General features: G+C 61.0%; 21 protein-coding genes and 1 pseudogene. 9 read left to right on the forward strand and 13 right to left on the reverse strand.

Annotated elements, in window-relative coordinates; translation table 11 throughout:
- The 3 genes from kdsA to EOB49_RS12500 all read right to left on the reverse strand — a co-directional run.
- On the reverse strand, positions 1-647 hold a 647-nt coding region (gene kdsA, locus EOB49_RS12490), incomplete at its 3' end, for a 3-deoxy-8-phosphooctulonate synthase (RefSeq protein WP_127381172.1).
- The gene (locus EOB49_RS12495; protein ID WP_127381173.1) at positions 644-1,534 is read right to left on the reverse strand and encodes a VOC family protein; all 891 of its coding nucleotides are present in this window, start codon (positions 1,532-1,534) and stop codon (positions 644-646) included. The genes kdsA and EOB49_RS12495, both read right to left, overlap by 4 nt.
- 112 nt (positions 1,535-1,646) lie before the next feature.
- Positions 1,647-1,937 carry a Dabb family protein gene (locus EOB49_RS12500; protein ID WP_023812050.1) on the reverse strand — a complete coding sequence of 97 codons (291 nt, stop codon included), beginning with the start codon at positions 1,935-1,937 and terminating at the stop codon, positions 1,647-1,649.
- Positions 1,938-2,494: 557 nt separating this feature from the next.
- Between EOB49_RS12500 and EOB49_RS12505 the strand changes: the two genes are divergently transcribed.
- A complete protein-coding gene (locus EOB49_RS12505) occupies positions 2,495-3,751 on the forward strand; it encodes a cyclopropane-fatty-acyl-phospholipid synthase family protein (RefSeq protein ID WP_127381205.1) in 1,257 nt (418 codons plus the stop codon).
- Positions 3,752-3,872: 121 nt separating this feature from the next.
- Positions 3,873-4,871 (forward strand): glycerophosphodiester phosphodiesterase family protein, encoded by a 999-nt coding sequence (locus EOB49_RS12510; protein WP_127381174.1) that lies wholly within the window; start codon positions 3,873-3,875, stop codon positions 4,869-4,871.
- A gap of 34 nt (positions 4,872-4,905) precedes the next feature.
- Here EOB49_RS12510 and EOB49_RS12515 read toward each other — a convergent pair whose 3' ends face one another.
- Together EOB49_RS12515 and EOB49_RS12520 are read right to left on the reverse strand one after the other, a co-directional pair.
- Complete coding sequence (locus tag EOB49_RS12515) at positions 4,906-6,882, reverse strand: bifunctional 2',3'-cyclic-nucleotide 2'-phosphodiesterase/3'-nucleotidase (protein WP_127381175.1); 1,977 nt, start codon at positions 6,880-6,882, stop codon at positions 4,906-4,908.
- 146 nt (positions 6,883-7,028) lie between these two features.
- Positions 7,029-8,294, reverse strand: a complete 1,266-nt coding sequence (locus tag EOB49_RS12520; RefSeq protein WP_127381176.1) for an NAD(P)/FAD-dependent oxidoreductase — start codon at positions 8,292-8,294, stop codon at positions 7,029-7,031.
- A gap of 163 nt (positions 8,295-8,457) precedes the next feature.
- On the opposite strand from EOB49_RS12520, the gene EOB49_RS12525 reads away from it, so the two are divergent.
- Positions 8,458-9,111, forward strand: coding sequence for a 5-formyltetrahydrofolate cyclo-ligase (locus EOB49_RS12525; RefSeq protein ID WP_127269075.1), 654 nt, complete (start codon positions 8,458-8,460; stop codon positions 9,109-9,111).
- Positions 9,112-9,256: 145 nt separating this feature from the next.
- Here EOB49_RS12525 and EOB49_RS12530 read toward each other — a convergent pair whose 3' ends face one another.
- Positions 9,257-9,730, reverse strand: coding sequence for an Lrp/AsnC family transcriptional regulator (locus EOB49_RS12530; protein ID WP_127269076.1), 474 nt, complete (start codon positions 9,728-9,730; stop codon positions 9,257-9,259).
- 155 nt (positions 9,731-9,885) lie between these two features.
- Between EOB49_RS12530 and ald the strand changes: the two are divergent.
- Positions 9,886-11,009, forward strand: a pseudogene (gene ald, locus EOB49_RS12535) (alanine dehydrogenase).
- A 212-nt stretch (positions 11,010-11,221) separates the two neighbouring features.
- On the opposite strand, the gene EOB49_RS12540 reads toward ald, so the two are convergent.
- The 4 genes from EOB49_RS12540 to sseA all read right to left on the reverse strand — a co-directional run bounded on the left by EOB49_RS12540 (position 11,222) and on the right by sseA (position 13,951).
- The gene (locus tag EOB49_RS12540) at positions 11,222-11,689 is read right to left on the reverse strand and encodes a DUF1203 domain-containing protein (protein WP_127381177.1); all 468 of its coding nucleotides are present in this window, start codon (positions 11,687-11,689) and stop codon (positions 11,222-11,224) included.
- Positions 11,690-11,844: 155 nt separating this feature from the next.
- Positions 11,845-12,402, reverse strand: a complete 558-nt coding sequence (locus EOB49_RS12545) for an OmpA family protein (protein WP_127321594.1) — start codon at positions 12,400-12,402, stop codon at positions 11,845-11,847.
- Positions 12,403-12,515: 113 nt separating this feature from the next.
- Entirely contained in the window at positions 12,516-13,079 is a 564-nt protein-coding gene (locus EOB49_RS12550) for a GNAT family N-acetyltransferase (RefSeq protein ID WP_127321598.1), read from the reverse strand.
- 5 nt (positions 13,080-13,084) lie between these two features.
- On the reverse strand, positions 13,085-13,951 hold the full coding sequence (sseA, locus tag EOB49_RS12555; RefSeq protein ID WP_127381178.1) for a 3-mercaptopyruvate sulfurtransferase: 867 nt from the start codon (positions 13,949-13,951) through the stop codon (positions 13,085-13,087).
- A 194-nt stretch (positions 13,952-14,145) separates the two neighbouring features.
- Between sseA and EOB49_RS12560 the strand changes: the two genes are divergently transcribed.
- Genes EOB49_RS12560 through EOB49_RS12570 form a run of 3 tightly spaced genes read left to right on the forward strand, consistent with a single transcriptional unit; the run spans position 14,146 to position 16,265 of the window.
- Positions 14,146-14,577 (forward strand): hypothetical protein, encoded by a 432-nt coding sequence (locus EOB49_RS12560; protein WP_127321596.1) that lies wholly within the window; start codon positions 14,146-14,148, stop codon positions 14,575-14,577.
- Complete coding sequence (locus EOB49_RS12565) at positions 14,577-15,443, forward strand: alpha/beta fold hydrolase (RefSeq protein ID WP_127381180.1); 867 nt, start codon at positions 14,577-14,579, stop codon at positions 15,441-15,443. The genes EOB49_RS12560 and EOB49_RS12565 overlap by 1 nt, the downstream gene beginning before the upstream one ends.
- A gap of 33 nt (positions 15,444-15,476) precedes the next feature.
- A complete protein-coding gene (locus tag EOB49_RS12570; protein WP_127381181.1) occupies positions 15,477-16,265 on the forward strand; it encodes a hypothetical protein in 789 nt (262 codons plus the stop codon).
- A gap of 9 nt (positions 16,266-16,274) precedes the next feature.
- Here EOB49_RS12570 and EOB49_RS12575 read toward each other — a convergent pair whose 3' ends face one another.
- The gene (locus EOB49_RS12575; RefSeq protein ID WP_127381182.1) at positions 16,275-17,477 is read right to left on the reverse strand and encodes a cytochrome P450; all 1,203 of its coding nucleotides are present in this window, start codon (positions 17,475-17,477) and stop codon (positions 16,275-16,277) included.
- Positions 17,478-17,697: 220 nt separating this feature from the next.
- On the opposite strand from EOB49_RS12575, the gene EOB49_RS12580 reads away from it, so the two are divergent.
- The gene (locus tag EOB49_RS12580; protein ID WP_127381183.1) at positions 17,698-18,627 is read left to right on the forward strand and encodes an Lpg1974 family pore-forming outer membrane protein; all 930 of its coding nucleotides are present in this window, start codon (positions 17,698-17,700) and stop codon (positions 18,625-18,627) included.
- A gap of 154 nt (positions 18,628-18,781) precedes the next feature.
- On the forward strand, positions 18,782-19,546 hold the full coding sequence (locus EOB49_RS12585; protein ID WP_281060558.1) for an alpha/beta hydrolase: 765 nt from the start codon (positions 18,782-18,784) through the stop codon (positions 19,544-19,546).
- Positions 19,547-19,597: 51 nt separating this feature from the next.
- Here the strand turns inward: EOB49_RS12585 and EOB49_RS12590 are convergent, their stop codons facing one another.
- Complete coding sequence (locus tag EOB49_RS12590) at positions 19,598-20,341, reverse strand: alanyl-tRNA editing protein (protein ID WP_127381185.1); 744 nt, start codon at positions 20,339-20,341, stop codon at positions 19,598-19,600.
- Positions 20,341-21,375 (reverse strand): cysteine synthase A, encoded by a 1,035-nt coding sequence (locus EOB49_RS12595; RefSeq protein WP_127381186.1) that lies wholly within the window; start codon positions 21,373-21,375, stop codon positions 20,341-20,343. Before EOB49_RS12595 ends, EOB49_RS12590 begins: the two co-directional genes overlap by 1 nt.
- Positions 21,376-21,583 lie beyond the last annotated feature (208 nt).

A 21,583-nucleotide genomic window follows, 5' to 3' on the forward strand; every position in this document is an offset into this window, starting at 1 on the left:
CCCGGTTGCTGCACCGAATGGGTGGCATCGAAGATCACCGGCGCGCCGATTTCGGCCATGATGGGAAGAGCGCGCATGTCGGAGACCAGCGTGTTGTAGCCGAAGGAGGCGCCGCGCTCGGTGGTCAGCACATTGGCATTGCCGGATCCGGTGATCTTGGCGACCACGTTCTTCATGTCCCAGGGGGCGAGGAACTGCCCCTTCTTCACATTGATCACCTTGCCGGTTTTCGCCGCGGCGACCAGCATGTCGGTCTGGCGCGACAGGAAAGCCGGAATTTGCAGGACATCGACATGCGGCGCGACGATGGCGCACTGCTCCTCGGTGTGGACATCGGTCAGCACGGGGAGCGAAAATTCCTTGCGCAGTTCGTCGAAGACGGGAAGGGCTGCGTCGATGCCGGCGCCGCGCGTCGCCGACAGCGAGGTGCGGTTGGCCTTGTCGTAGCTGGTCTTGTAGACGAGGCCTATGCCGAGCCTGCCGGTCAGTTCCTTCAGTGCGCCGGCCATGTCGAAGGCATGCTGGCGCGATTCAAACTGGCACGGGCCGGCGATCAGGGACAAAGCCGCCCTGTTGTCGAAGACGACATTGCCGACGGCTACAGACGAATTGGGCACCATCGAATTGGACGCTTGCGGCTTGCTCATGGGATCTCCCGGAAGATAAAGGCCGCGCCCTGTCCGGGTGCACGCCGCACGACGATATCATTGCCCGCTATATCGTGTTGGACGGAATTGGCTGCAAGCAGCCTCGATGTCACATCGGCGTTCCGAACCGAAAAGACCACCGCTGCGAAGCGTAGATCTGTCGGCGCGCCGGCCGGCAGGCCGAAGCGCGCGGTGAAAGCCGCGCGGTCAAGCACGCTCAAATCCGCATTCGGCAAGGGAAAAATGCCGCCCTGCCCGTCGGCGGCCGGATCATCCACCGCCACGGAAATCAGCCCATGCTGCTTTCCGGGCGCATCGCTGACCGCCAAGATCTCGACAATTCCGGTCGCGCCGTTGGCGTGGGCCTGCAAAGCCGTGCGATCCACATCAGGCGCGTTGACCCGCTCGCAGGCAAACAGAAAGGCGTCCGTGGCCTCGGCTCCGGCCGCAAAGGCGAGCTTGAACGACGCGATGTCGCTTTTGCCGGCAGGGTCGGTGAAGGCGCGCGAAAAACCCAGCATGTCTCCCGCCGAGATGCCGGCATCGACATAGCGTGCATGGTCGGCATCGGCATTGCCCGTGCCTAGAACAATGGCGGAAAATCCCTCGTCGCCGTTGCTGTCGCGGTAGGCGCGATCACGCGCGACGAAGACATTGCCGTCTGCGATAGCCTTTGCCGCCACCTGCTCGTCGCCGACCGCCAAAGGTTCGAGATAGGTGCCGTCGGCCAGGAAAACACAGCAGTTTTCCGTTCCGAACGGATGGATTCCGGTCGGGGCAACGACGAAGCCAAGCGCGGTGAGCCGGGCTCGCGCCACATCGAGGCTGTGCGTCGGCAGCACCAGATGATCGAGCGGATGGGTGCCTGCGGCTGCGGTTTTGGTCATGCAGGCGCGATGTGCATCATTCCGCAAAGCCGTTCAAGACTTGATCGCAATACCGGCCAGTTCGCCCGTCAATTCACCGGACGTCGAAAGGCGCCCCTGGAGCAAGGTTCGATCAGCTCCCCGCGACTACATCGGCGGAATAGCGCAGTTCACGCATCGGTTTGACCTTGCTGGTGGTCTGCGCGTAGAGCGGGTGCGCCTTGTAGGCGGCCAGCGCGGCGTCATCGGCGAACTCCGCATAGACAACCACGTCGACCTCATCCGACAGCGGATCCACCTTGGTGTTGAGCGTGACCTCGAACAGGCTGGAATGAGGAATGTCGCCGAGCGCCAGCAAGCCGGTGCGCACAGCCTCGACATCCTCTTTTCGCCGCGCGCTGAAGAAAACGATATGCCGGATCAACCCCGCCTCCTCGATCAAAGTGCCGGGGTCTTTTGTGACGGCAGGACGTTGGCGTCAATCGACAAGGATGTCGCGGCTGCTGCCACTGGAGTTAAGCTTTGCTGGTAACATATCGCACAACATGGCTAAGCTCTCTCACAGCGGTGTCGAGATAGCGGCCCTGATTGTACATGCCATCCCAGATCAAAAAAAATGCGATGGCGGCAATGACGATTACATAACGCATGGCTAAATCTATCGCACAAGGAATTCTGCGGTCATAGGCGTTTTTTGACGCGCTGCGCCTTGGCTGTGCACAGGCACAGATGCCCGCCGGCGGGAGCAATCTGCTTGGCACAGCCCCGCTTGCAGCCTGCCCCTTGAAGTTTCCCCGCATGACGTGGAAGATTGTCGCACGGATTCACCGGGAAGCGCTGAAGCTCTGGTAGGGGGCGCGCACTTCGTTCGAGCCCGCTCGCCGACGAACCGGTCGCGGCGGCGTTCGAAGCTGGCGAATGATCCAAGAGAACCGTGGCCCGGCAATTTGCGCCGACACCGCGGAAATCCAGGGGCATGAGATGGCGCAAAAGGAACATGTTGGCGTAGCATTGAGCGACGCGGTCAGGCTCGATGAATTCAACTTCGCCGAGATCGTCAAAGGCCTTCCAGCGAAAGCGCGCATGGTGCTGTCGGCGGCAATGAACCTGCCTCGCGGTTCGCTCAGGGTGAGGCTGCCGGACGGCCGCGCCGTGCTCGTCGGCGGCAAGGGACCTGGCCCGGATGCCGAACTGGTGCTGAAGAATTGGCGCTTGCCCGGCCGCGCCTTTTCCGGCGGCACGATCGGCGTTGCCGAATCCTATATGGACGGCGATTGGGAAAGCCCTGATGTGACCAGCTTCCTGGAGCTGTTCGTGGTCAATTCGGTCATTGGCGAGCGTATCGCGGGCGGCACCAGCTGGCTGATCAACACCGTCCAGCGCATACGCCACTGGTTCAACCAGAACACGCGCACCGGTTCGAAACGCAATATCTCGGCGCATTACGACCTCGGCAACGCCTTCTACAAGGAATGGCTCGATCCGAGCATGACCTATTCCTCGGCGCTCTACACGACCGGTGCCAACGACCTGGAAGGCGCCCAGGCCGCCAAATATCGCGCTCTGGCGAAGGATACAGGGATCGGTCCGAAGGACCATGTGCTGGAAATCGGTTGCGGTTGGGGTGGCTTCGCCGAATTCGCGGCGCGCGAGATCGGCTGCCGCGTGACCGGGCTGACGATCAGCCGCGAGCAGCACGACTTTGCCACGGCTCGCATCGCCAAGGCTGGCCTTGCCGACAAGGTCGACATCAAGCTGCAGGATTATCGCGACGAAACCGGCACCTATGACCGCATCGCCTCGATCGAGATGTTCGAGGCGGTCGGCGAGAAATACTGGCCGGTGTTTTTCGGCAAGATGAAGGCCTGTCTAAGGCCTGGCGGCACCGCCGGCCTGCAGATCATCACCATCAACGAAGCCGCCTACGACACCTATCGCGCAAGGCCGGATTTCATCCAGCGGTATGTTTTCCCGGGCGGCATGCTGCCGACGCCGTCGATTCTGAAGGCGCTCGGCAAGGATCATGGCCTTGCCCATCTGCGCGAGCGCGTGTTTCCGGACGACTACGCGCGCACGCTTGCCGAGTGGCGCCACCGGTTCTGGGCGTCATGGGAAAAGATCGTCCCGCTCGGCTTCGACGACCGCTTCAAGAAGCTCTGGGAGTTCTACCTGCACTATTGCGAAGCCGGCTTCCGCGCCAGCTACATCGACGTGCGCCAGGTGATCTACAAGGCGTAAGGCGACACGCTCTTGACCAGGCTATGTCGAGCATGATCTCGACATCGCCGCGCCGTCGCCGTCAAAAAGTCCGATCGCGAAGCAGAATGCCGCGCAGGACGGACGAATCGGAAATCACCTGATGCGCAGACGGACGATCTTCTTCGGCGTCATTGTTGTCGCTGCGGTGGGCATCTGGCTCAACAACACCTCGCTGTTATCGAGTCGCCCCGCCGGCAAGCCGGAGATGCTTGCCCATCGCGGCCTTGCCCAGGACTATTTGCGCGCAGGCATGACAGGACAGACTTGTACCGCCAGTAGCATGTTGCCGCCGCGCCATGGCTACCTCGAAAACACAATTCCCTCGATGGAGGCCGCCTTTGCGCTGGGCGCCGACGCGCTCGAACTGGATGTTCATCCGACGAAGGACGGCAAGTTCGCCGTCTTCCATGACTGGACGCTGGATTGCCGCACGGAAGGCAAGGGAGAAACGCGCAGCCATTCCATGGCCGAGTTGAAGACCCTCGACGTCGGCTATGGCTATACGGCGGATGGCGGCAAGACCTTTCCATTCCGCAGCAAGGGTATCGGCATGATGCCATCCCTGGATGAGGTTCTGGCACACTTCCCGGCCCGCCGCTTCAACATCAACGTCAAGAGCAACGATCCGGGCGAAGGCGAAAAGCTGGCCGCATGGCTTGCCACGCTGGCACCAGCCGAGCGCAATTATCTCTCGGTCTATGGCGGCGACAAGCCGATTGCCGCGGTCAAGGCTGCGCTGCCGGACATGCATACGCTAAGCCGCGCATCGCTGACGCAATGCATCCTGCGCTATGCCGCAATTGGCTGGACCGGCTACGTTCCGGATGCCTGCCGCAAAGGCACCTTGCTCATCCCCGTCAACATCGCGAAATGGATGTGGGGGTGGCCGAACCGGTTTCTCGATCGCATGCAAGGAGTCGATACAAGAGTCTATCTGCTCGGCCCTTATTCCGGCGGCGACTTTTCGCAAGGGCTCGACGATCCCGAACTGATCAAGCAACTGCCGGACGGCTATTCCGGCGGCATTTCCACGGATGCGCTGGATCTCGTCATGCCTGACATCAAGGAACGTTTCGGGTCGGATCAATCCACGCCGTAAGGGGCTTGGATCGAGCCGCCCCGCAGCCCACCCTTCAAAGCAGGATGCGGTATTTCGCGAAGCCTGCCTCGCCCTCGCCCGCCGGCTCGATCTTCAGCGATTTCACCTGCGCAATGAAATCCTTGGCCTTGGGGCCAGTTTCGAAGACGGCGCTGGCTCCAGGCAGCGGTGCGAACGACCAGTTGTCGTCCGCCGACGGGTTGATTGTACCTTCGCTGACGATGTAGCGGACGATGACATCGCGATTGGTGTCCGGCGCCTCGTAGATGATCTTCGAGGCATTGATGTCGGGGAAATTGCCGCCGCCGCCAGCCCGGTAATTGTTGGTCGCGATGACGAATTTCTGTTTAGGATCAATCGGTTTTCCATCGAAACTCAGGTCGACGATGCGATTGGCGCCAGCGTTGGCCAGCCCGCCCTTGGCATCGTATTTCGACGGCTGCGACAGATCGATCTTGTAGGTGACGCCGTCGATGACGTCGAAATTGTAGGACGGAAAATCAGTGTTGATGAGGGCCTGGTCGGCCTTATCAGGCTCGATCCGGTTGAAGATGCCGGCCGACATTTCCAGCCATTCCTTAACCTGCGCACCGGTGATTTCGACCGCACGCACGGTGTTGGGATAGAGATAGAGGTCGGCAACGTTCTTGATGGCGATGTCGCCCGCCGGCACGTCGGTATAGTAGTCGGCGCCGTTGCGCCCGCCGGCCTTGAACGGCGCGGCCGCCGACAGCAGCGGCACATCCTTCCATTGCGTGTTCTTGAGGATATCCCTGAGGTACCAGGTCTGCGCCTGGCTGACGACCTGCACCGACGGATCGTCGGCGACCAGCGCGAAATAGGAATAAAGCGGCGCGGAGGTCTTGCCGACGGGACGCCGCACATAGGCCAGCGTCGCCTGGTGGTCCTGTTCGAGGGCCGCGATGATGCGCTTGTCGTCCGGGACAGTCGGCTTGTTCTTGTTGTCGAGGCGTTCGAAGATCGGCCGCGCTTCGGAGGTGGCTGAAACGACCTTCCATTTCGACCCGTCACGCTCCAGCATCAGGTCGATCAGCCCCATATGCGAGCCCCAGAAACCGCCCATGACGGCGGGTTTGCCCTGCAGCGTGCCCTTTTGCGTGTCGACACCGTCGAGCGACTGGAAATCCTTCTTGCCGGGGAACACCAGATGCTGGTGGCCGGTGAACACCGCATCGATGCCGTCGACGCCGGCGACGAAGAACGAGGCGTTCTCCATCATGTCGCCCTGCTTCACGTCGATGCCGGAATGCGAGAGCGCAAGGACGATGTCGGCGCCCTCCTCCTTCATCTGCGGCACCCAGGCCTTGGCCGCCTCGATGATGTCGCGCGTCTTGACGTTGCCCTCGAGGTTCTTGAGATCCCAGACCATGATCTGCGGCGGCACGAAGCCGATGATGCCGACCCTGATCGGCTGCTCGGCGCCCGAACCGTCCTTGATCTTCTTGTCGAGGATGACATAGGGCTTGAGATAGAGCTTGTCGTCGCGCGGGTTCGCGGCAAGCTCGGTGCCGCGGATCAAATTGGCGCAGACGAAGGGAAAATTGGCGCCGGCCAGCACCTTATCCAGGAACGACAGGCCGTAGTTGAACTCGTGGTTGCCCAGCGTCGAGCACTCGTAGCCAAGCAGGTTCATGCCTTTCATGATCGGATGCAGGTCGCCGTCCTTCAGCCCCTTCTCATAGGCGATGTAGTCGCCCATCGGATTGCCCTGCAGCAGGTCGCCATTGTCGATCAGCATCGAATTCACGGCTTCCTTGCGCACAGCATCGATGAGAGACACCGTGCGCGACAGGCCCAGCGTGTCGTTCGTTTTGTCGGCGTAGTAATCGTAAGGCAGCACGTTCACATGGATGTCGGTGGTCTCCATGATCCGGAGATGGGCCTGGTTGGCTTGAGCGCGGGCGGAGAACGGATGCAGCATGATCAGTGCCCCTGCGGCGGCGCTCGCAAGGAGATCGCGGCGGGATATGGGATGGAGCAGTTGCGACATGTTTTCTCCTTCGACAACTGACAAGCCCTGCCCCGCAGCGAACTTCGCTCTGAAACCTGCTTAAGTCCATTCAACAAGTCGCGCGCATGAAGCCGCCACTCGATCAGCAACGGATGACGTGCGGATGAACGATCGGGGCGAGGAAATCAGCCCTTGTCGTCGTCGCCTTGGGTGATCAGCCGCGCGCTGCGCTGGCCTGTCGCGTAGATCCATAGCCAGCTCAGCGAAACCGCAAGCCGGTTGCGAAAACCGATCAGGAAATAGATGTGCGCCACTCCCCACAGCCACCAGGCCGCCCAGCCAGTCAGCTTGAGCCAGCCGAAATCGATCACCGCGGCGCGCTTGCCGATCGTGGCGAGATCGCCGGCATGCCTGTAGTGGAAAGGACGCGCGGTCGTGTCGCCGCCGAGCCTGCCCTTGATGGTGGCCCCAACATGTCGGCCCTCCTGCTTGGCGGAAGGCGCGACGCCGGGCACCGGCCGGCCATCGGGCCGCAGCACAAGGGCGGCGTCGCCGATGACGAAAATCTCCGGGCTGCCAGATACAGTCAGATCGGGCTCGACCAGCACCCTGCCCGCGCGGTCCGCCTTCGCTCCCAGCCATTCAGCGGCCGGCGAAGCGGCAACGCCGGCTGCCCACAGGATCGTTCGGGCTGCCAGTTGCTTATCGCCAAATACAACACCTTCGGCGTCGCAGCTCGTGACGGCCCGGCCGAGCTCGACAGTCACACCGAGCCGCTCGAGCGCTTTGCTGGCATAGTCGGAAAGTTTCGGTGCGAAATTGGCCAGGATGCGGTCGCCGGCCTCGATCAGCACCACACGCGTCTGCCGCGTGTCGATGTTGCGGAATTCGCCGCGCAGCGTGTCATGCGCCAGCTCGATGATGGTGCCGGCAAGCTCGACGCCGGTCGGCCCGCCGCCGACGATCGCAATGGTCAGCAACGCCTGGCGCTTGGCGGGATCGGTCTCCCGCTCGGCCTGCTCGAAGGCCAGGAGAATTCGCCGCCGAATGCTGGTGGCGTCCTCCAGCGTCTTCAGGCCCGGTGCGAACGGCTCCCATTCGTCGTGGCCGAAATAGGCGTGGCGGGCACCGGTGGCGAGCACCAGCGCGTCGTAGGCGACCGCGCTGCCGTCATCGAGCAGCACGCGCTTGCCGGCGCGGTCGACACCGGTGACATTGGCGAGCAGCGTCGTCACATCCTTGCGCTTGCGCAGGAGGTGGCGGATCGGCCAGGCAACCTCGGAGGTGGCCAGCGCCGTCGTCGCCACCTGGTAGAGCAGCGGCTGGAAGAGGTGATGGTTGCGCTTGTCGATCATGGTGATGCGCACCGGAGCGCCAGCAAGTGCACGGGTGAACTCAAGACCGCCGAAACCCGCGCCGACAACGACGACATGATGCCTGGCTTCATTCATTTCGTTCACCCCGATGGCAAGATTGCCTGTCCTGGATGTAGGTATTTTTGTGCAATGCAACAACAGATGGACGGTGCCCGAGACTCGTCGTTGCATGTCGTGAATGCACATGTTGTATCGTATCGCGAGGTATAGCGTCATCGAACACGCGATGAGGTGAGGCATGGCCAACGATCGTGACGACGATGCTCCGGCGCAGTATTCTTCGCCGCCCTGTTTCATGCACGAGCTCGATCCGGAATTCCGTGCGCCTTCGAGCGACTGGATCGATGTGAGACGCTGGCGCAAGGCCGAACGCGAACGGCTGATCGCTGCGCGTCTCGCCGTTTCGGCCGACGCGCGAGCGGTAATGTCGCAACGCATCGCCGATGGCCTCGACGCGATCATCGGCGAGATCGCCGGGCGCATGGTCAGTCTCTACTGGCCGTTTCGCGGCGAGCCGGATTTGCGGCCTTGGATGGCGTCCATAAACGAACGCGGCGGCCGCACCGCCCTGCCCATCGTCATCGACAAGGGGCACCCGCTGATCTTCCGCGCCTACAAAGCGGGCGACCGGCTGGAGAAAGGTGTCTGGAACATCCCGATCCCGGCCGAGGGCGATCCGGTGCTGCCGGACATCGTCATCTCGCCGATCGTCGGCATCGATCCCCAGAACTACCGCCTGGGTTATGGCGGCGGCTTCTTCGACCGCACGCTGGCAGCGATGCCGTTCAAGCCGCTGGTCATCGGCGTCGGCTACGAGCTGCAACGCATCGCGACCATCTACCCGCAGCCGCACGATATCCCGATGGATCGGGTGGTAACGGAGGCCAGCTAGTCCAGGCTGTGCTGAGATTCAGGTCAGGCCGAGTCGAAAATGGTCGCTTCCGAGAACGGGAGCGGAGCGTACTTTTCGTACGCGAGCACCGGAAGCGCGGGGAGCTACCATTTGCAGGCCGGCATCACCTGAATATCAACGCAGCCTAGGCCATTTCCGGCTTCATGCCCATGGCGGTCCTGTCGACGATTTCGCGTAGCGCAAAGGACGAATTGATCTTGGTCACATGCGGCATCGCCGACAGCCATTCCTTGTGGATGCGCTCATAGTCGACGAGATCCTTCGCCGCGATCCGCAGGATGTAGTCGTACTCGCCCGACATCAGGTGACAGGACAGCACGTTCGGGCAGCGTTTGATCGCCGCCTCGAAATCCGAGAGCGTCTTCTCGAACTGTCCCGACAGCGATATGTGCACGATCGCCGTCATCTGGTGGCCGAGTGCTGCATTGGAAAGCCGGGCATGGTAGCCGCGGATGGTTCCGGATTTCTCCAGATTGTCGAGCCGGCGCGAACAGGCCGACTGCGACAGGCCGACCTTCTCGGCCAGTGCCGCATTGGGTATCCTGCCATCCTTCTGCAAAGCCTCGAGAATGGCGATATCAATCCTGTCGAGCCGCATTTTTCGTGAATCCTGCGAATATCCAGCTATTTCGCGCAACGATTATCGAAACCTGCCGGTTGGCGCAAGCGCATTCGCAAACACCTGCGCAACGATTCGTGGTTCACTCCATCCATACAGGGAACGAGCCCAAAGGGCCGGATCAGGAGAAGAAAATGCGCGTCGGCTGCCCCAAGGAAATCAAGAACCACGAATACCGCGTCGGCCTCACCCCCGGCTCGGTCCGCGAATATGTCGCCCATGGCCACGAAGTGCTGGTTGAGACCGGGGCCGGTGCCGGCATCGGCGCCGATGACAACGCCTATCGCGCCGCCGGCGCCACGATTGCCAAGACGCCAAGACGGCCGCCGAGGTGTTCGCCAGGTCGGACATGATCGTCAAGGTCAAGGAGCCGCAGCCCAGCGAATGGGCGCAGCTTCGCGAAGGCCAGATCCTGTACACCTACCTTCACCTTGCTCCGGATCCGGAGCAGACCAAGGGCCTGCTTGCATCCGGCGTGACGGCAATCGCCTACGAGACCGTGACCGACGACCGTGGCGGCCTGCCGCTGCTGGCGCCGATGTCGGAAGTTGCCGGACGCCTGTCGATCCAGGCCGGCGCCACGGCGCTGCAGAAGGCCAATGGCGGCCGCGGCGTGCTACTCGGCGGCGTGCCCGGCGTGCTGCCCGGCAAGGTCACCGTGCTCGGCGGTGGCGTCGTCGGCCTGCACGCGGCCAGGATGGCGGCCGGCCTTGGCGCCGACGTCACCATCATCGACCGCTCGATCCCGCGCCTGCGCCAACTCGACGACCTCTTCGCCGGCCGCGTCCACACCCGTTACTCGACTGTCGAGGCGCTGGAAGAAGAGTGTTTTTCAGCCGACATCGTCGTCGGCGCGGTGCTGATCCCGGGTGCCGCGGCGCCAAAACTGGTTTCGCGCGAAATGCTGTCGGGCATGAAGAAAGGCTCGGTGCTGGTCGACGTCGCCATCGACCAGGGCGGCTGCTTCGAGACCTCGCACGCCACCACTCATGCCGAGCCGACCTATGAGGTCGACGGCGTCATCCACTATTGCGTCGCCAACATGCCTGGTGCCGTGCCGGTCACTTCGGCCCACGCGCTCAACAACGCGACGCTTCACAACGGCCTGCAGCTCGCCGACAAGGGCCTGAAGGCGCTGGTCGACGATCATCACCTGCGCAACGGCCTCAATGTCCACAAGGGCAAGATCACCAACCGGGCAGTCGCCGAGGCGCTCGGCTACGAACTGGTCGAGCCGAAAGCCGTTCTCGCCGCCTGATTTCGTTTGGATTATTCCTCCCGTCAGCCCGCCGGTCACGCCGGCGGGTTTTTTCTTGCCCTACAACAAAAAAGCGGAGCCAAAGCCCCGCTTCCTCGATGTCGAGATTTACCGCCGGTTCATCCGCGGTCGGCAAATCGATCGACAATGGCTTTCTATCGCGACTATGCGACGGCAGTACGACAACTGTTTTCCAGCGGCTAATCTCAGCCTCAAGCGCGCTCGATGCGGCACTGGTAGCAATTGTTGCGCGCCGAACGGACATGGACGTAGGCGATCTCGTCGCGTTCGAACAGCGTCTCGGCCCGTGCAGCAATTGCCGTGGTCGGGATGACGCCGCCGCTGCCATAGACGATGCGATCATCCCTGCCATAGCCGCGCACGATGTAGTCGGGGCTTTCGAGAATCTCGGGCAGCGCCTCGCTCTCGGCAGCGCGGTCGCATTCCCCGCCATGCAGGAAGATCGGCCCGGTTTCAGCATAGGGCTGAAGCTGCGGGAATGGCCGGTACGCCAGAACAAGGTAGGCATCGCCGGCGGCGATGTTATTCAAGCAATGCCGGCAAGGCATGCCGTCACCGTCGGAGATCTTTCGCTCGGGCATTTGGCCATAAGCATCGATCCCGCCGCGTTGCAGCGTCCTGACATCTTCGGTCGGCAAAGCTTTGAACTGGATGGTCATGGAAAATCTCCGGTGTGGTCTACCGGAATTATGCCTTTGAACTCTCGCCGCCCACCCGATTCCTGCCAAATATCGAAGAGCCGGTCGCCCGTCGGCGACCGGCTCTCATCAAGTCCCGTCGAAGGCGCCGGCTAACTAAAATTCAGAACTGCGGCTCAACGGATGAAATCGTCGAAGCGGCGCAGTGTCACCCGGCGATTCTGCCAGTTTTCGTTCTGCGTCTGCACCAGTAAAAACTCTTCGCCATAGCCGACTGTCTCGAGAGCATGACCCGGCACACCGAATTCGCGCACCAATGTGCGCTTGAGCGAAACGGCGCGCTGTTCGGACAGAGCCTGATTCGACTGGAAGGAGCCGACGGCGTCGGTGTGGCCCTCGATCAGCACGCGGGCGCCGCGATCGCGGCGCAGGATGCGCCGCAGCGCGTCGGCAATGGTCTCGATCTTGTCGTATTGCGAGTTGGCAATAGCCGCCGAACCGAAGGCGAAGTTGATCGACTGGATATCGATCGAGCGGGCCATGCGGCGCAAATCCGGGCGCCGCTTGAATTCGCGGATGGTGACGCGCTCGTTCGGCCGCAATTTCACACGCGGCGCCGCCTCGAGCTTCCGCTCGATCGTCGCGGCCGAAGGCGTTGTCGCCTGGGCTGCGGCCAGGCTTGGCATGGCAATTGCCGCGATCAGCGCGGCGGCAAGTGTACGGCGGGTCAGCATGTCTTTGTCTCCTTCGGCCTTGGCCGCATTGATGGTGCGGGCAACATGCCAAAAACAGCCTGAAGGGCCGATGAACGGCGGGTTCAGATTCGAACTGGTGTCAGCTTCCGGCTCTAGGGCCGCATGACGCTGGCCGCGCGCTCGGTGAAAGGCAACGGATGGACGATTTCCCTCTTTTGCGCCACCGGTGCAAAGCCGAGCTTCTGGTAGAGCGGCAGAGCCGCCGGATGATCGAGCGTGCAGGTCTGCACCGTCACCCGCTTCGGCCCATGCGACCATGCGGCGGCGATCGCGGAGCCCAGGAACCAGCGGCCGATGCCTTGCCCGGTGGCATGTTCCATCATGCCGAAATAGGCGAGCTCGACTTCTTCCGGCAGATGCGGCTTGAGATCGAAGAAGCCGGCGGGCGCGCCGTCGAGGTAAAGGACCCTGATGTCGCGATCCTCACGATGGATGCCGGCGGAAAGCTCGTCGTCATCCAGCCTCAGCACATTGACCCAGTGCCATTTGCGCCCCACCCGGTCCATCAGATAGCGGTAAAAATGCAGCGGAATGTCCTTGGTCTTCAGCAGCGCGACCTGACGGTTATACGGCACGGCCGGTGAATAGGCCGGAGGCACATGCATCTCGAGGAACGTCACCGTGACTTCGATGTCTTCCTGCGCGCCGTTTTCCATCGTCTTCATTCCTTGCCGATCACAACGGGGCCGGTCACGACAGGCGTGTCGGAAAGCCCGCCCCACTCCGTCCAGGAGCCGTCGTAAAGCCTGTTGTTCGTATGGCCAAGCGTTTCCAGCGCCAGCGTCACCACCGCCGCGGTAATACCGGAGCCGCATGAAGTGACGACAGGTTTCGACAGATCGATGCCGGCCTCCTCGATCACCTTGCGCAGGCGGTCCTTCGACAGCAACTCGCCATTTTCCGACAGCGCCGAATAGGGCAGATTGCGCGCGCCGGGCATATGGCCGGAGCGGATACCCGCGCGCGGCTCAGGTTCAGTGCCGGTGAAGCGGCCCGGTCCACGGGCGTCGGCGATCTGGCTTGCCTTGGTGTCGACGATCCCGCGCATGTCGGCGAGGCTGGCGACGCGCCCGGCGTCGAAATCGGCATGAAACACGCTTGGCGCGATCTTCGTCGGCTCAGCCGTCACCGGCCTGCCGGCCGCTTTCCAGCCATCGAAGCCACCATCCAGAACATAGGTCTGAAAGACGCCCATCACCCGGAACATCCACCACGCCCGAGGTGCGGAGAAGAAACCCGGGCCGTCGTAGACGACGATGGTGTCATCGGCCGAAACGCCCATGGCGCCGACATACTGGGCAAAATGCTGCGGCGACGGCAAGGTATGCGGCAGGGGCGAATCCGGATCCGAAACGGCATCCTGATCGAGAAATCGTGCACCCGGGATGTGGGCCGCGTTATATTCGGCACGCGCGTCGCGTTTTTGCGCCGGCAGGTACCAGGATGCGTCGACAACGGTCAGGCCAGGCTCTCCGAGGCGTTGCTGCAGCCAATCTGCGTCGACGGTGAAGGGGCTGTCCTGGGCCATTCTTGTTCTCCTGCTTCGTCTTCGGAAAAACTTTGTATAGTTTGCAAATCGGATGCGTTCAGAACGGGACATTCGCTTTGAATACGCAATGTGGCCAACCGCACCAGGCCCGCTAATTCCGATTGTTTTCCTGTTTCGTGGCGAGTACGGATTGATCGTTATGATCTGGGATGGGCGGGGTCAACAATCTCGGCATGAGCAATCTTCTGTTCTCGCGTATTCCCAGTAATCCGGTTTCGCTGGGACTGGTTTGCAACTTCATCGCACATTATCCGCCTTTTGACGGCTACGAATTCGGCCTGATGGTGAAGACGCTGCGGTACCAGTTGGATCAACAGACACATATGATCGGCTCGATCAATGACGCCATCGTCGCTTACGTCGGCTGGATCCAGACCAGCCGCGAGATAGCTGAGGCCTGGGCGATGAATGGCGGGCCGCTCAACCCCTTGCCGGATGGCGATGCCACTGCGGTTACGGTGCTGGCGACGCGATCCTCGTCCCACATCCTGCCGATGATCAAGGAAGCCAAGCGCATCAACCTGGGCAAATCGGTATTCTGGAAACGTGACTTCATCGACAACCGCGGCTCGGTCAAGCGCGCCGTCCGCAAGCGCGACGTCTGATGGATACGGCCACCCCCGCCGAGGCACTGACACAAGAAATCCTCGTTCGGCTGGGTGATCGCTATGCTACGATGTTCGTGCGCATCTGGCGCCCCTCCGGCACGCCGCGCGCAACAGTTTTCTGCCTGCACGGCTTCACCGGCAACGGTGCCGACTTCGATTATCTCGCCACCTTTCTGTGTCGCAATGGCTTTCTGGTTGTTTGTCCTGACCTTTTGGGACGCGGGCGCAGCGCCTATCTGGGGTCGGGATACGACATGAATGTCTATTCCAAATGCCTGCGTGCGCTCGGCGAGTTCGCCGGTACAGAAAACCACTTCATCGGCACGTCGTGGGGCGGCACGATTTTGCTGCTGTTTCTTCAGATGACCCGCTCCAAGGCCGCTCGAATCATTCTCAACGACGTACCCATGATCGGTGGGCCGAACATCGACGCGATGAGAGACGAAGTCCTCAAAGAAAGTACGCTTGCGTTCGAAACCCGCGCCATGGCCAAGGACTATCTAAGCGCCACCAGAGCTGTCATGGGCCCGATCGAGGACACAGTGTTCAACCGCTATGTCGAAAACAGGATCGCTACCGGCCCCCGCGGCTTCCGGCTCGCGTATGACCCGGCCACGACGGGAAACTTTGGCGCCCTGGCCGGCCGCGAATACGATCTTTTCCCAATTGCCGCTAAGATCGACGCCCGCATCCTGCTGATGTATGGTCGCGGCAGTCAGGTCATCGAGCGGCAGATTATCGAGCGCACGCGGCTGGCACGGCCTGATCTATGGCTTGTCGACAACATCGATGCCGGCGAACCGCCATCGCTGATGACGCTGGACCAGGCTCTGCTCATCTTGGGGTTTCTATCTGCTGCCTGAAAACTGCAGTATCGTGGTGGGGTTGGTTCCGGAATGCATTTCGACGATCTCTACAGTGACTATATCGCCGCGACCTATGATCGCCAAAGCCCTGCCGAAAACCCTGCCAAAATCCTGATTTGCACGACTCCGCGAACGGCGGGGCATTCTTATTGTCAGGTCCTGCAGCAGTTCGGTCTGGGAATACCCACGGAGTACTTTCAGTGGCAGTATGCCTTGCCGCTGATGAGACGGTGGTCGGCCGACGACGCCATGGACCTTGAAAAACTTAATCAGCAGGCACCGGACTATGGTCGCCGTCTCCTGGCGAAAAGGACTGAGAACGGCATATTCGCCGCCAAGATATTCTTCGAAAACCTGCCATTCGCGCGCGATTCAATCGGCGGTGACGACGACAACTCGTTCTATGTCTTTCTCTCCAGGAGAAACAAGGTCGATCAGACCATAAGCCTGCTCTCCATGCTGCATACCGGCCAGCCGTTCGACAGCCAAGAGACGCTGCCTGGAATTCCCACGGTGACAATTTTGACCGAGAGGGTCGTCAGGGATACCGCCCAATACATTTTCGATAGCGAAATCAGGTGGAAAAATTACCTGAACGCCCTTGATCGGCGCAGAGTGGCTGAGGTTTGCTATGAGGACTTTATTGCGAACCAGCAGGGAAACGCTTCGACCACAATGAGCTACTGGTTCCCAGGCTTCGAACTGAAATCAAAAACGATATCGGCAAGTAAGCGCTATGCGCATGATGTCGAGTTCAAGACCATGATCAAAAGGCAATTTGGGGACTACGTCAGGCGGTTCTGGCAGGACCATACCTGACCTGGTGTTTCATCGGCGTGAAACACTGACCGAAGACCCCTGCGCCGGGCGCAGTGCCAGCGCATAGTCGAACCGGATCACATCGTCGGCTCGGCTGAAAGCGAACTGCCGAACGATGGCGAGTACCGCCTCCCTGATTTCGAGCCGGCCGAGACGTGCGCCACCGCACATGCGCGGTCCGGTAAGGAAGGGAATAAAGGCCCGTCGATCAAAGCTGTTCTCGATGAATTCCTTGCGGCTGGCGTCGAAGACACGCGGGTTTGACCAGAAAGCCGGATGCTGGTGAACGCCGACAATCGATACCATAATCAGTTGGCCGGCATAGAGCTTCTGGCCGTCGAGTACAGTATCGGCGCCAACCTCCCGGGTTAGGAACGGTATCGGTGGAAAATAACGCATCGTTTCGTTGATCATGCAATCGGTGTACGGCGTTTGCGCTTCGCCCGAGAGAACCTCCGCATGGATGCGCTCCTGCACCTGCTGGTTGGCCCCCAGCCGGTCGATCACCCAAAGCGCGGTGGTCACCGTCGTCTCGACGCCGGCGAAGAAATTCATGACGAACTCCTCCACCGGCGAGAAGCCCTCCAGGTCAGAAGCCATACCCCTGAAGCGGTCCATTTCAGCGGCGGCCCGGGGATCCGCCATCAGCAGAGATGTGAAATCGGCAACCATCGTGCGGGCCTCTTGGATAACATTCGCACGCTCGGAGCTCGTCGGCGACACCCAGGAATAATATTGGAGGCGCCTCAGCACATCGCGGACCCTGTCGAGCAGCAAGAGCGTCGCATCCATATCGGGCACCAGGCCGAAAGCCCGATAAAATATCGTCATCGATGCCGAGAACAAAGCTTGCTGGATGGAAGGCAGCGTTGGGTCGCTCTCGGCAAGAACGGCGGTGTAGAGTTCTGCCATGGGGTACTGCTGCGCCGGCCTGGCCGCCATCAGGTACGTGTCCTGGGTTATGGCGCGCCGGACCGACCAATCCTCGCCATTGGTGTTGAAGCGGCTGAAACCGAGTGCCGAAATCAGTGAGAAGTTCTTGCGGAAGAGTTCTGGCGCCTTGACGATGACGTCAACTGCTTCCGGATTGTCGAAGACAATCACGTTGCCCAGGTTGCCGGCCTTTCCATTCGTTTCCATCTGCCCGCTTTGAGCAAAAAGCACGTAGACGAGGTTGTTGAGAACGCCTTCGATTCGCGTCTGATCATCCATCAATGCTGCCCTTGCAACCCCGAACGCCGCAGGCGTTGTGCTGACATTTCGACCACAAAATTTTCCGCTATCTTATTTGATTCGCAGAGAGAAAAAGTCATCTGTGGCAAACGCGTAACACTGCCTGCTTAAATGATTATAGCAGCTATCTCGCGAGGTACCGCTGCGGTAATGTGCGAATGGGCTAATAACTATCCAGTTTGATTCCAGGCGGGGAAAAATGAGAAATCACGTTTCAGGCAAGCTTCTTGCTACTGTTGCTGCGTCTGCTGCTTCAGTGACATCTGTTGGTGTGGTCGCGGCTCATGCCGCCGATGCGCAGGTAACTGATCCGGCAGTGGTCGATTCCCGCATCAAGATTGCCTTCGAAGGCGCTGTCTATCAGTCCAACGTCGATAAGCTTGGCGACAGCAGCGACAAGTTGGGTGAAAACAACGGCTTTGGTGATCTCTATGGGTCGGTCGCGCTGACCAAAGCGATTTCTGCGGATGTCGACTGGCGGCTTGCCGGTGCCTTCCACGCCGGACAGGACAACGACTTCGGTTTTAATGTTCCCACAGGTAGTGGTACCGTCGACCTATCCTTCGGCAACAGCTACAATTTCCAGACGCTGGACTTCGACATCGGCAAGCACGTTCAGGCGCAAAGCGCCGATATCCGCTTCTTCGGAGGCCTGCGCTTGCTGCACGCGAAAGAAAAGCTGAACCTTCACCAGGGGGTTACCCCGACTGATCCGACGACGGACAAGGCTGGTAGCGCCGACAAGCTTGGCTCGTCCGAATTCTACGGCATCGGCCCGCGCGTCGGGGCTGAAGTATATTATCCGTTGGGCGAAACATGGGGTCTGACCGGGGCCGTTTCCGGCTCGGCCATGTGGGGCCGCCGGACGGACAAGATCAGCTTGCATGCAGAAGTGACCGATCCGTCTGATCCCACGCCCGACTTGCCCGTCGATGTCAGCGCAAGCCAGCATTCCAGCGAGGTTGTGACGAATATTGATCTTTCCGGTGGCGTGACCTTCAGGCCGTGGGATAACACGACGTTCACCGCGGGCTACCGGGTCGAGCAGTGGCACAATCTGCTGGAGCTGTCCGACAAGAGCACCCAGACGTTCAACGGGCCGTTCCTGCGCCTTGAAGTCAAGATGTAGACCAGCAATTCGAGCCTCCTGGCTCGGACTACTGCGTCAAGTGGATTGCAATTGACGGAACAGGAAGTGGCATTCGAATCCAGAGTTGCCGTCAACGGCAACGTCAGACTGCAATAGACTGAAATACACGGCGGCGGGCTCAGGCCCGCCGATTGTGTTTCTGCACGGCTTTCCGGATCACGGGATGGGTTGGCGCCGGCAATTGGAGGCGCTTTGTGGCCGCTACCGCGTGATCGCGCCCGACCTACGGGGCTTTGGGCAAAGCGATGCGCCGCAGGGCTACGGCAACTATGTGCTGACGAACCTGGTCAACGATGTGCTAGCCGTTCTCGCAGCGGAAAAGCTGACCCAGGCCGCCATTGTCGGCCACGACTGGGGCGGCATCATTGCATGGTGGCTGGCTATACGCGCGCCGCAAGTCGTGCGCCATCTCGTCCTGCTGTCGACGCCGCACCCACGTAATCATCTGAACGCCATTGCCGACCCGTCCAACGCCGAGATGATCGCGTACATACGCAGCTTCCAGGTGCCCGGCGCAGCCCAGATGCTGAATATCGACGAACTCGCAACCTGGGTCGCCGATCCGCGAGACAGGCAGGCGCTGACGGAATCGCTGCGGCGATCCAGTCCGGAAGCAATGCTTGGTTATTACAGGGCTAACATTCCGCTCGGCAAAGTGCCGAGCCTGGGGCAACTGCCACTCGTCAAGGCCCCGACCCTGGTCCTGTTTGGCACCGACGATCCCTATGTTCCGGTCAGCGCTTTCGATGGCACCTTTCGTGAGGTCGACAATGTGACCACGCTGGTCGCTCTGCCCGGCGCTGGTCACTTCATCCACCATCAGGCAGCCAAGTTCGTCACCGAGCAGATTGAAGCCTGGGTGGAGAGACCGCTTTCCGGTTTCCGCCACCTTGCGTAAGGTGTCTCACGACCGAGCGAAGAATTGTGCAAGGCCGACCGCAATCTGATTTCAGTTTGCCGGCATCGGTCCAAAGCGGATGCGGAAGCGCCGGTTCTCGCGGCCCTTCTTCTCGATCTTGCCGATGTGGATTTCGCCGACTTCGGCGGTGCTTTTCACATGGGTGCCGCCGCAGGGCTGGCTGTCCACCGAAGCGTTGTCGCCGATACAGACCAGGCGGATCTTGCCTGTGCCCACCGGCGGCCGGACGTTCTTGGATTTCACCAGGCCGGGATTGGCGGCCAGGTCTTCGTCACTGATCAGCCTGACAAAGATCGGATGATCGGCCCGCACCAGGTCCATCAGCCCGGCAGTGACGTCCTCCTTGGTGAAGCCGGCATCCGGAGCGTCGAAGTCGACACGGCTGTCGTCCTCGGAAACCGAGGCACCGGTGATCAGGAACGGGCAGACGACGGTAATTAGGTGGCAAGCCGCGTGCATGCGCATCAGGAGATACCGCCGCTCCCAGTCGATCGCCAGCCGCAGCGCCTCGCCTGGCTGCGGAACCGCCTGCTCCGGCGCTGGCACGTGTATGATCTCGTCCTTGGTCTCACCGGTGAGGGTGGCGGCAATGACGATACGGCTGCCGTCGCCACGTTCGAGATACCCGGTATCGCCCGGTTGGCCGCCCGACGTGGCGTAGAAGATCGTCCGGTCGAGGATGATACCGCCGCGATCGTTGACGGCAACGACAGTTGCGTCCGCCGTCCGCAGATAGGCATCGTCGCGAAACAGGGCGTCCGTCCTGTTTGCCATCACGCGACCTTTTCGAACGGCACCGGAATTGTGCTCTTCAGCTCCATCCAGCCTGGCACCGGCAGCTGCTTTTCGCGCAGGAATTCCGGGTTGAACAGTTTTGATTGATAGCGCGTGCCATAGTCACAAAGAATGGTCACGATGGTGTGGCCGGGGCCTAGTTCCCTGGCCAGACGGATCGCGCCGGCTATGTTGATGCCGGTCGAGCCGCCGACGCAAAGGCCCTCTTCCTGGATCAGGTCGAAGACGATCGGCAGCGCATCCTCATCGGGGATCTGGAATGAAAAATCCGGCGTGAACCCTTCGAGATTGGCGGTGATGCGCCCCTGCCCGATGCCTTCGGTGATCGAGCTGCCTTCGGACTTCAGCTCGCCGCTGGTGTAGAAAGAATAGAGCGCGGCCCCCAGCGGATCGGCGAGCGCGATCTTCACATCCCGGCTTTTGGCCTTCAGTCCGGAGGCGACGCCGGCCAGCGTGCCGCCAGAACCGACCGCCGACACGAAACCGTCGACCTTGCCGCCGGTCTGGCTCCAGATCTCCTCCGCGGTGGTGCGGATATGGCCGTCACGGTTGGCGACATTGTCGAACTGGTTGGCCCAGATGGCGCCGTTCGGTTCTGTCTTTGCCAGTTGCTCGGCCAGCCGCCCCGACAGTTTCACGTAGTTGTTGGGATTCCTGTAGGGCACGGCCGGCACCTCGATCAGCTCAGCGCCGAGCAGCTTGATCGTGTCCTTCTTTTCCTGGCTCTGCGTATCGGGAATGACGATGACGGTCCGGTAGCCGAGCGCCTTGGCGACCAGCGTCAGCCCAATGCCGGTATTGCCCGCCGTTCCCTCGACGATCACGCCGCCGGGCTTCAGCAGCCCGCGCTTCTCGGCGTCGCGGATGATGAACAGGCCCGCACGATCCTTGACCGACTGGCCGGGATTCATGAATTCGGCCTTGCCCAGGATCTCGCAACCGGTTTGTTCCGAAGCTTTGTTGAGGCGGATCAGAGGCGTGTTGCCGATCGCGTCGATCACAGAACGGGGCATTCAGGATTCCTTGTGTAGGTGCGCCGAAACCCTAGAAACCCGAAGCTGCGGTTTCAAGGCAAGAATTTGTCTGGTCCAGTCGCATTTGCAGTGCTGTTGTTGCGTCGGCGCTTCCCGAGGCTGGCCTCTTGCGCCACTGTTCATTTCCGGCTGACGTTGAAAAGCGGCTTTTCATTCGATTTCTTCACCGCTAGAGCAATTCCAGGAA

The organism is Mesorhizobium sp. M7A.F.Ca.MR.148.00.0.0 (assembly GCF_003997735.1).
Classification (GTDB): Bacteria; Pseudomonadota; Alphaproteobacteria; order Rhizobiales; family Rhizobiaceae; genus Mesorhizobium.

Coding starts and splice junctions, on each gene's coding strand:
- EOB49_RS12495 (WP_127381173.1), bottom strand. CDS start 1,534: ATGACCAAAACCGCAGCCGCAGGCACCCATCCGCTCGATCATCTGGTG.
- EOB49_RS12505 (WP_127381205.1), top strand. CDS start 2,495: ATGGCGCAAAAGGAACATGTTGGCGTAGCATTGAGCGACGCGGTCAGG.
- EOB49_RS12510 (WP_127381174.1), top strand. CDS start 3,873: ATGCGCAGACGGACGATCTTCTTCGGCGTCATTGTTGTCGCTGCGGTG.
- EOB49_RS12515 (WP_127381175.1), bottom strand. CDS start 6,882: ATGTCGCAACTGCTCCATCCCATATCCCGCCGCGATCTCCTTGCGAGC.
- EOB49_RS12520 (WP_127381176.1), bottom strand. CDS start 8,294: ATGAATGAAGCCAGGCATCATGTCGTCGTTGTCGGCGCGGGTTTCGGC.
- EOB49_RS12525 (WP_127269075.1), top strand. CDS start 8,458: ATGGCCAACGATCGTGACGACGATGCTCCGGCGCAGTATTCTTCGCCG.
- EOB49_RS12530 (WP_127269076.1), bottom strand. CDS start 9,730: ATGCGGCTCGACAGGATTGATATCGCCATTCTCGAGGCTTTGCAGAAG.
- EOB49_RS12540 (WP_127381177.1), bottom strand. CDS start 11,689: ATGACCATCCAGTTCAAAGCTTTGCCGACCGAAGATGTCAGGACGCTG.
- EOB49_RS12545 (WP_127321594.1), bottom strand. CDS start 12,402: ATGCTGACCCGCCGTACACTTGCCGCCGCGCTGATCGCGGCAATTGCC.
- EOB49_RS12550 (WP_127321598.1), bottom strand. CDS start 13,079: ATGGAAAACGGCGCGCAGGAAGACATCGAAGTCACGGTGACGTTCCTC.
- sseA (WP_127381178.1), bottom strand. CDS start 13,951: ATGGCCCAGGACAGCCCCTTCACCGTCGACGCAGATTGGCTGCAGCAA.
- EOB49_RS12560 (WP_127321596.1), top strand. CDS start 14,146: ATGAGCAATCTTCTGTTCTCGCGTATTCCCAGTAATCCGGTTTCGCTG.
- EOB49_RS12565 (WP_127381180.1), top strand. CDS start 14,577: ATGGATACGGCCACCCCCGCCGAGGCACTGACACAAGAAATCCTCGTT.
- EOB49_RS12570 (WP_127381181.1), top strand. CDS start 15,477: ATGCATTTCGACGATCTCTACAGTGACTATATCGCCGCGACCTATGAT.
- EOB49_RS12575 (WP_127381182.1), bottom strand. CDS start 17,477: ATGGATGATCAGACGCGAATCGAAGGCGTTCTCAACAACCTCGTCTAC.
- EOB49_RS12580 (WP_127381183.1), top strand. CDS start 17,698: ATGAGAAATCACGTTTCAGGCAAGCTTCTTGCTACTGTTGCTGCGTCT.
- EOB49_RS12590 (WP_127381185.1), bottom strand. CDS start 20,341: ATGGCAAACAGGACGGACGCCCTGTTTCGCGACGATGCCTATCTGCGG.
- EOB49_RS12595 (WP_127381186.1), bottom strand. CDS start 21,375: ATGCCCCGTTCTGTGATCGACGCGATCGGCAACACGCCTCTGATCCGC.